General features: G+C 27.4%; 9 protein-coding genes and 1 pseudogene. 3 read left to right on the top strand and 7 right to left on the bottom strand.

What is annotated here, in order from left to right:
- The 3 genes and pseudogenes from KPL44_RS11495 to dltD (KPL44_RS11485) all read left to right on the top strand — a co-directional run.
- Positions 1 to 253, top strand: a pseudogene (locus tag KPL44_RS11495) (D-alanyl-lipoteichoic acid biosynthesis protein DltB); the annotation flags it as partial.
- Positions 254 to 267: 14 nt separating this feature from the next.
- Complete coding sequence (dltC, locus tag KPL44_RS11490; protein WP_216250117.1) at positions 268 to 510, top strand: D-alanine--poly(phosphoribitol) ligase subunit DltC; 243 nt, start codon at positions 268 to 270, stop codon at positions 508 to 510.
- Positions 507 to 1,706 carry a D-alanyl-lipoteichoic acid biosynthesis protein DltD gene (gene dltD / locus KPL44_RS11485; protein ID WP_216250116.1) on the top strand — a complete coding sequence of 400 codons (1,200 nt, stop codon included), beginning with the start codon at positions 507 to 509 and terminating at the stop codon, positions 1,704 to 1,706. The genes dltC and dltD (KPL44_RS11485) overlap by 4 nt, the downstream gene beginning before the upstream one ends.
- A gap of 296 nt (positions 1,707 to 2,002) precedes the next feature.
- On the opposite strand, the gene KPL44_RS11480 is transcribed toward dltD (KPL44_RS11485), so the two are convergent.
- The 7 genes from KPL44_RS11480 to KPL44_RS11450 form a co-directional block, all read right to left on the bottom strand.
- Positions 2,003 to 2,860 (bottom strand): polysaccharide deacetylase family protein, encoded by an 858-nt coding sequence (locus tag KPL44_RS11480; RefSeq protein WP_216250107.1) that lies wholly within the window; start codon positions 2,858 to 2,860, stop codon positions 2,003 to 2,005.
- A 381-nt stretch (positions 2,861 to 3,241) separates the two neighbouring features.
- Positions 3,242 to 4,168, bottom strand: a complete 927-nt coding sequence (locus KPL44_RS11475) for a leucine-rich repeat domain-containing protein (protein WP_216250105.1) — start codon at positions 4,166 to 4,168, stop codon at positions 3,242 to 3,244.
- A gap of 310 nt (positions 4,169 to 4,478) precedes the next feature.
- Positions 4,479 to 5,699: a D-alanyl-lipoteichoic acid biosynthesis protein DltD gene (gene dltD / locus KPL44_RS11470; RefSeq protein WP_216250103.1), complete on the bottom strand. Its 1,221-nt coding sequence runs from the start codon at positions 5,697 to 5,699 to the stop codon at positions 4,479 to 4,481.
- Positions 5,687 to 5,836 (bottom strand): hypothetical protein, encoded by a 150-nt coding sequence (locus KPL44_RS11465; protein WP_216250101.1) that lies wholly within the window; start codon positions 5,834 to 5,836, stop codon positions 5,687 to 5,689. Before KPL44_RS11465 ends, dltD (KPL44_RS11470) begins: the two co-directional genes overlap by 13 nt.
- A gap of 90 nt (positions 5,837 to 5,926) precedes the next feature.
- Positions 5,927 to 6,460, bottom strand: a complete 534-nt coding sequence (locus KPL44_RS11460; RefSeq protein WP_216250099.1) for a DUF4352 domain-containing protein — start codon at positions 6,458 to 6,460, stop codon at positions 5,927 to 5,929.
- 31 nt (positions 6,461 to 6,491) lie between these two features.
- Positions 6,492 to 7,595, bottom strand: coding sequence for a serine hydrolase domain-containing protein (locus tag KPL44_RS11455; protein ID WP_216250097.1), 1,104 nt, complete (start codon positions 7,593 to 7,595; stop codon positions 6,492 to 6,494).
- A 118-nt stretch (positions 7,596 to 7,713) separates the two neighbouring features.
- Positions 7,714 to 8,730 carry a hypothetical protein gene (locus KPL44_RS11450; RefSeq protein ID WP_216250094.1) on the bottom strand — a complete coding sequence of 339 codons (1,017 nt, stop codon included), beginning with the start codon at positions 8,728 to 8,730 and terminating at the stop codon, positions 7,714 to 7,716.
- Positions 8,731 to 8,741: the final 11 nt, after the last annotated feature.

Here is an 8,741-nt window from a genome sequence, read left to right as displayed (position 1 = left end):
TAGATATACAGCCTCCTACATTGGTTTCATGATAAACATGATAACCATGGGGCTATGGCATGGAATTCAACTTAATTATATTGTTTACGGTGCCTTTCATGGTGTTTTACTAATAGTTACAGATTATTTTCAGAGAAAATCATTCTACAAAAAACACAAGAAAAAAGTTTATTTTAAAATTGCTTCAACTTTTTTAACTTTTAATTTAGTATGTTTTAGCTTTTTAATATTTTCAGGATTTTTATTTAAATAAAAGGGGGAATTTATATGGAAGAAACAATTTATAATATATTAGAAGAAATTACTGGTGAGGATTTACGTGAAGAGAGTAATGAGAATTTATTTGACAGCGGGAGATTAGATTCATTAGGAATAATTGAACTTATTGTAGCTATAGAGGAGAACTTTAACATTAAACTTGATCCTGCTATTGTTGGAAGAAAAGATATAGAGACACCAAATAAACTAATTGAATACCTTAAAGCTCTCTCTAATAGTAAAATAGAATGAAAAAGGTTATAGCTTTTGTTTGTTCTATTATTATCTGTTTTGGTTTTTTATTTTTTTATCAAAGCCATTACGAAGGTCTTATTTCAAAAAAATATTATAACGAGTTTGGAGAGAATTTAACTGAGCATAAATTTAAAAGTCCAATACTTCAAAGCATGGGAGCAAGGCAGCATGATAATCTTTTGATGTTCGGTTCTTCTGAACTTGAACACACTATCGGGTATTATACTCAACCCATTAAGTTTTTTAATGGTAAAAAAGATGGTTTTCAAATTAATCTTATAGGAAAAGCAGGTTATACATGTTTAGTACATGCTGCTGATTTTGGAACACTAGGCCATGAACTTAAGGGACAAAAGGTAGTTTTCGTACTTTCCCCACAATGGTTTGTAAAAAAAGGTATTGATGAAAATACTTTTGAAGCCAATTCATCTGAACTACAGGTATATGGATTTTTATTTAATAAGAATATAAGTTTAACTACAAAACAAGATTTTTCTAAAAGAATAGTGTTGATTTCTGGTAAAAAGGTCAATAAGCACTTTGCTCTTATGCGAGATTATTGTTCTCTTTATAGCAATAAGGACTTATTAAGTACATCTAAAAGGTACTTGATGACCCCCTATTACTGGCTAAGATATGAACTATTAGTTTTAAAAGACGATATAAATAGCAATAAATATCTTAAACCCGATCCTAAACTTGCAAATGGTTTAAAACCACCGCATACAACTACTAACTGGAACGCAGAATTAAAAAAAGCTTCAAAAATTGCTAAGTCAGAATCTACTAATAATCAATTTGGTATGGACAATAGAGTATATGAGCATGCATATAAAAGAAACCCAGAAACAATAAGGGTATCTTCTAATAACAATTTATGTATAAACTCTCCAGAATATGAGGATTTCAAATTGCTATTAGACGTTTGCAAGGATGAAGGAATTAAACCATTATTTTTAAATATTCCTGTAAATGGCAAGTGGTATGACTATGTTGGATATAATAAAAGTGATAGACTAGCTTATTATAAAAGGATAAATAATATGGTTAATTCTTATGGTTTTGAAGTTGCTGATTTTTCAAAATATGAAGATGAAAATTACTTTCTAATGGATAGTGCTCACATAGGCTGGAAAGGTTGGGTATATGTTAATGAAGCTATTGATAAATATTATAACAAAAATAAAAACTAATATGATTTTTATGATAATTATTTATACCACTGTCATTTTAGGTTGCAGTTATTTGTTTTTATTTCAGTCAGATGTGAGAATTACTTATATATATAATCAGTTTTAGATACAAACATTTCAAAATTCCCCCAATTGTAGGATACTAAACCTATAATTGGGGGAATTATTATGCCCAAAAAATTAAAAGGACAGTCTTCCTAAAAAGATCTCTGAGGAGTCCCCTCAGAGATTTAAATTTACTTTTTTGATATATTTAAGCATTCTTACTGTATTTATTATTCCAAAAAATACCAGATTTAACTAAGCGTTTTAAATGAATATCCCTTAGATTTTAAATAATCAATAACTTTTGGTAGTGCTTGGACAGTTGTCGCCTTTGTTGAAAGATCATGCATTAAAATAACCACATGTCCCTTTCCCTCAGTGTTCTTTTTAAGATTAGCTAATAACTTATCTACTGGTACATTTTGACCCTCTGCATCCCCCGTTAAGTCGTTCCAATCAATATAATGGTATCCATCACTTTTAAGTGCCACTCTAAAGGGTTCCAATTTCTTGCCAAATGACCCACCTGGAAATCTTACTAACTTACTATTAAAATCACTACCCAATATTGATTTTAATGTAGTCTCACATTTATTAACATCACTTAAAAATGTGTTAGTATTAGAGTAAATATAATTATAATTATGTGAATATGTATGGTTTCCAATAGCTTGACCATCCATTGCTTCTTTTTTTACTAAATCAGGATACTTTATTGCGTAACTACCAACTATAAAAAAAGTTGCCTTTATATTATAACTATCTAAAATTTTTAAAATTCCTGGGGTAGTCTTATCGCAAGGTCCATCATCAAAAGTTAGATAGGCTATTTTATGTCCATCTGAATTATAAACATTTGTACTTGAAGAATCAGAATTTAATTCTTTATTAATAGATTTACCTTCCCTTGCATTCATATTTACATCAGTTCGTGGGTGTGGTAGTGTAACTTTTGTTGTGTTAACATTTTTAACTACCTGTTTCTTCGCATTTACTTTACTACCAATGTAAAATATTAAACACAAAAATATAATAAACACTGATATTACTAAAATAAATCTTTTCTTTTTAATAATCACTACTTTTTTCTTGCTTCTAAGTTTCATCATAATTCATCACACCATTCATATTATCATTTAAATTTTAAATTCTAAATAACTCTCCTTTCAAATTATTTGTTACGTTAAATAATTAGATCTTTATTGTTATGTTGTTTTAGAATATACTTTGGATTTGGTTTTAAAAATCAATTTTACCATTACTTAATAATAATACCTAACTACTAATATTGTCAAGATTTTTACATATAATATAAATTAATCAATAAATGATTATATTTAAACAAATTATAAACGTTTATACAATGTTATATCATTATCTTAAGAACGTAAAAATAACTACTTTTCAATAATTAAACAATTGAAAAGTAGTTATCTAACAAAGGATATTTTAATACATCATCTAATATATTTTTTGAATGTTTAAATTTTTTATTGTAATATAAAATCCTTATCTTCTAGATCGCTATAATAAGAACTTGTTATTGAATAATCTGTAATTGGATTAGTTCCTAGGTATAATGCATTCAATTTAGTAAACCCCTTTAAAACATTTATATTATTGATTTTATTATTAGATAAATCCAATACAGTCAAATTGGTAAGTCTCTTTAAGGCATCAATATCGCTGATCTTATTACCCCATAAATCTAATACAGTCAAATTAGTAAGCCCATTTAAACTATCTATATTGTCGATTTTATTATTCCATAAATATAATGTTGTTAAATTAGTGAGTTTCTTTAAAGCATTTATATTTTCGATTTTATTATTATATAAATCTAATACAGTTAACTTAGTAAGTCCCTTTAAATCATCTATATTTTCTATTTTATTATTATATAAATATAACAAAGTCAAATTAGTTAAATTTTGAATCCCGGAAAGGTCACTTATATTTATATTAGAAGCCTTTAACTCTTTTATCTTAGAGACATCACTTTTTAAAATTTCTCCATTGTATTTCTTAATCGCATCTCTAACTACCTTTTCCAAATTTTTATCAGGGAATACAATAACATCTTTATCGCTAACTGTCTTGTCTAAATTCCTATTATAATATGTACCGCCTAAATTGTTTTGTAGTACTAGTTTACCTTCTATATTATCTTTATTATTAAAAACTTTGAGCTTACCTATGGTAACTACTAAACTTATTATCAAAAAAATTAAAACAGCAATTGTTATTTTATTAAAAATAATTTTTTTAAAATTTAAGATGTAATTTTTTGAATTATTGATTTTGTCTTCTGAATAATCATTTAACTTTTGTAAATTATTTATGTCTTCGTTAGTACCACAACTAGGACATACTTTACTATCTTCAGATAATATCTTTCCACAATGCTTACAATTCATATAATTAGCTCCTTCTAAATAATTTATTGAATTTGAGACTTCCTTAATCATTGAAATTTATTTTTAGTGTTTTACATTTTATATTCACTGTTAATTAATTACATAATATACCAATTCTACACATTACAATATATTCCTTTTTTTATTTTTAATTTTTAATAATATTTCCGAAGGAAAGTCTCTCATAACTTTATAAAAAAATATAACATCCATATCTTCCTAAAGATATGGATGTTATATTAGTTTATAAAAATAATCTAATCTTTCATATATTATTAAATGTTTACAATTTATTTTGCACTAGTTATTTTTATTTATTGTTGTTATAATATTTATCAACTGCTTCATTAACATGTATCCAACCCTTCCATCCTATATGCGAATCATCCATTAAAAAGTGATCTTCATTTTCATATTTTGAAAAATCAGCAACTTCAAAACCATAAGAATTAATCATATTATCTATCCTTTTATAATAAGCTAATCTATCACTTTTATTAAATCCAGCATAGTCATACCATTTGCCATTTACAGGAATATTTAAAAATAATGGTTTAATTCCTTCTTCCTTGCAAACATCTAACAACAATTTAAAATCCTCATATTCTGGTGATATCTTATAAGAGTCATTCTTCATAGATCCCTTTGTTTTTTTAAGGTTTTTTTTAAATGAGTTGTTATACGCAATATTATCCATTCCAAATTCATTATTATTAGATTTTGATTTAGCAATGCTCGAAGCTTTTTTTAACTCGTCATTCCAATTAATATTTGTACGCAAAGGCTTAATATATTTTGTAAGTTTAGGATTAGACTTAAGATATTTATTGCTAGTTATGTCATCTTGCAAAACTAACAATTCATATCTTATCCAGTAGTAGGGTGTCAATAAATACCTCTTAGATGTACTTATTAAGTCCTTATTACTATAAAGAGAACAATATTCTCTAATAATATCAAAGTTTTTATTGGTTTTTGAGTAATGAATTGACATTATTCTTTTAGAAAACTCTTGTTTTGTAGCTAAGCTTATTTTCCTATTAAACAAAAATCCATATATCTGTAGTTCAGAAGAATTAGCTTCAATATCCTTTCCACTAACCCCTCCCTTTAAAAACCATTGTGGAGAAACTACAAAAACCACCTTTTGCTCCTTAAGTTCAGTGCCTAATGCTCCAAAATTAGCGGCATGTACTAAACATGTATAACCTCCTTTTCCAATAAGATTTATTTGAAAACCATCTTTTTTACCATTGAAAAATTTAATGGGTTGAGTATAATACCCGATGGTGTGAACAAATTCAGAGGACCCAAACATTAAAAGATTATCACCTTGCCTTGCTCCCATGCTTTGAAGTATTGGACTTTTAAATTTTTGTACTGTTAAATTTTCTCCAAATTCATCATAATATTTTTTTGAAATAAGACCTTCATAATAACTTTGAGTAGAAAATAATAGGCCCCCACTTATAATAGTGACAATAAAAATAGAGCAAACAAGAACTTTAAACTTTCTCATCATATTACGCATTTAGAGAGAGTTTGAAGGAAATTAATAATTTTGTTTGGCGTTTCTATTTGTTTTCTTCCCATAACCATAGGATTAAGTTTAAGATTAAAGTTATTTTCTCTTGTTTCTTCGAGTATACTATAAATTAATTCATCCATATAAGTCCCCCCTTAAATTTGAATAAATATCCTTAAAATATGTATGTAATACCTCGCACTGGAAAAATTTCATATGTATTATTTTTGCTTTTAGTTTAATTTAAAACGAACTATCTTATGTCTCAATGTATCCCAATTGTAGTTTAAACTCAATCCTTTAGCACCCTTTACTGCTAGGAACGTCAGGGTTCCTGTAACCTCTTTTTTAGACGCTAAATTACCACTCTTAAATATGTGATTGGCAGCTATCATTGTTACTATAGGATCACTAATTTTTCCTTTCTCATCTTGAATCTGAAAATCATCACCATAGTTTTTATTGCTGTTACTTCCATTTTTAACTGTTATGGTTACAATTAGATATTCTAATCCTGCATCCGGCCTATTTACTTTATTTCCATTTGATGTATCTATTTTATCAATTTTCAGAGATATATCATTAATCTTTACTGTATCCCCCACTTTGTAAAAGTCTTTAGCAGTTGGCAGTAATACGCTCGCTCCGTGTGTGTTCCTGCTATTTTTAATTTTATTTGATCTTATTATATTATCAATAGTAAACCCTCCAGCAACTACAGCTATGGCTACTATGCTAGAAATTATAATACGCTTATTCTTGTTCATTAATCTCTCCTTTAAACTTGCTTCTTTTAAGTTATTTTTCCACTTCTAAAATATCGGTTAATCCTGAAACCATTTGTACAACATTGTATGAACCTTTATTACTAAGTATAATAAATACATAGTCTTTATTAATATTTTTCCCTATATATGATGAATAGCCTGATAGAGTTCCATTATGCCAAACCATTTTATCTTCCATAGCATTTTTACTAATAATCAATCCATATCCATATCCATAAGTGTTTAATACTGGTGTAAGCATTTCATTTAATGACTCTTTACTAATTAATTTCCCTTCAAATAATGCATTTCCCCATGTGTATAAATCATTAACCGTTGAATAAATGCCTCCAGCAGAATATAGTGTTGAGTTTTCTTCATTAGATGCTGGTGTATATTTGCCCGAATTTTCAGATAGAGCATATCCTATTGCTTTATTTTTTATACTCATTTTATTGCTTAAAAACCCTGTATTATTTAATTTTAAAGGTTTAAATATGTTCTTTTCTAAATACTGCTCATATTTCATACCTGATACCTTTTCTATTATATATCCAAGCAATATATAATTTGAACTACTGTACTCATACTTTGTTCCAGTTTCAAACTTGCGCGGTTTATTTTTAAAAAGTTCAATAATTTCCAATGGTGTATAGGTAAGTTTTCCTTTTTCCGAAGGTTGACTGTAATCGATAATTCCTGAGGTTTGACTAAGAAGATTATATATTTTTATTTTTTTTCCCTCTGGATAATCGGGAATATATTTATCAACTGTATCTTGGACACTTAAAAGATTCTTTTCTTGTAACATTAAAATTGCTGTAGCCGTAAATTGTTTTGTTATGGATGCAATTTCAAAAACTGTTTTTGGTTTATTAACAATTTTATTATTATAATCTGCCATTCCATACCCTTTTTCTAATATAACCTCATTATCCTTTGCAACGATAACCGTACCACTAAATTTATCTTTTGAAGAATAATCATCTATATATTTAGACATTTTAGATTGAATATTACTATTATATATTTTCTCACTCTTCATTAGCGTACCCGTATCGCTTACACATCCTATTAATAATATCATAAATATAAATAGTAAAACTATCACTTTTAGTATAATTTTCTTTACCATAACTATATTCCTCCAAATTATTAACAGGAAAAATTCTTGATCCTCTGTCACCTATTTACATATTTCAATTATATTTTGGAATATTCCATGATTTAACTGAAAATAATATACTCTTAGTTTAATTGAAAGGTGTTTTAACTAAATTTCCATCACTTAATGATGCAACTCCAGTACTATATGATTGTAGGAATGTACCTTTATAAATTGTTTCTTTATTTGTTTGTATTTCTGTTACCATACATTTAATCTTATCATTTTTATAAACCTTACCACTACCAGTGACAAACAAGTTATCTTTACTTACTGCTGTGCTTAATGGAAGCGACTTCCAGTCACCACCCAATTTACCATAATATATCTTATCAATTTTATTACTACTATCCACATTTCCAACATAAACCTGATCATTATTATCTATTGCAAGTAAGCATGATTTTGTAGAGCCACTGAAGTTCAAAGCATGGTCTGGCCCCGTTGCATAAACCTTGTTATTGGTTAAATTTTCGTACACCATCTTATCTTCATGAGGTATTACTCCAATATTTCCTACATATTCAGATTTAGTAACAATTTTTTTTCTTGATTTCATTATGTTTACCCAATATATAGAATAATACTTATAACCATTTTTAACTTTTATATAAATTACATTTGTTAAAGGTGATACTTCAATATCCTTTACAGTAGACGCTGAGCTAATCATTAAAATATCAGATACTTTACTCTTTTGTGATTGAGTAACATCATAATATGATAATGAAAGATTTCTATTTTGAGTTTCTACAACTAGCATTCTATTTCTATCCGGAAGCCATTTACAAAATGATATTTTAACTCCATTAGAAGACAATACGTTAATGCTCTTACCAGTTATAGTATTGACAACATATAGCTGATTATTCAAATAATATGAAATATATCCTGCATCATAAGAAACATCTACAGTGGTTGCGTTGCTTGGTACTTTGAATGTTGAAACAGACGTTTTCTTACTTTGCGCTGAGTCTCCTACCTTTTGAGATTTCAAAGCAGCATTCGAAGTTAAAAAGTAGTTATTCAAATAGAAAAGTCCACCACTTTGTACGATTAATGAAATGATTATTAATATTATCATTTTTTTAAATACTTTTTTCATAGTTACTCTCC

Source organism: Clostridium sp. DSM 17811 (assembly GCF_018861905.1).
Lineage (GTDB): Bacteria > Bacillota > Clostridia > Clostridiales > Clostridiaceae > Clostridium_AD > Clostridium_AD frigoriphilum.
This window is presented reverse-complemented; position numbering and strand designations above follow the sequence as displayed.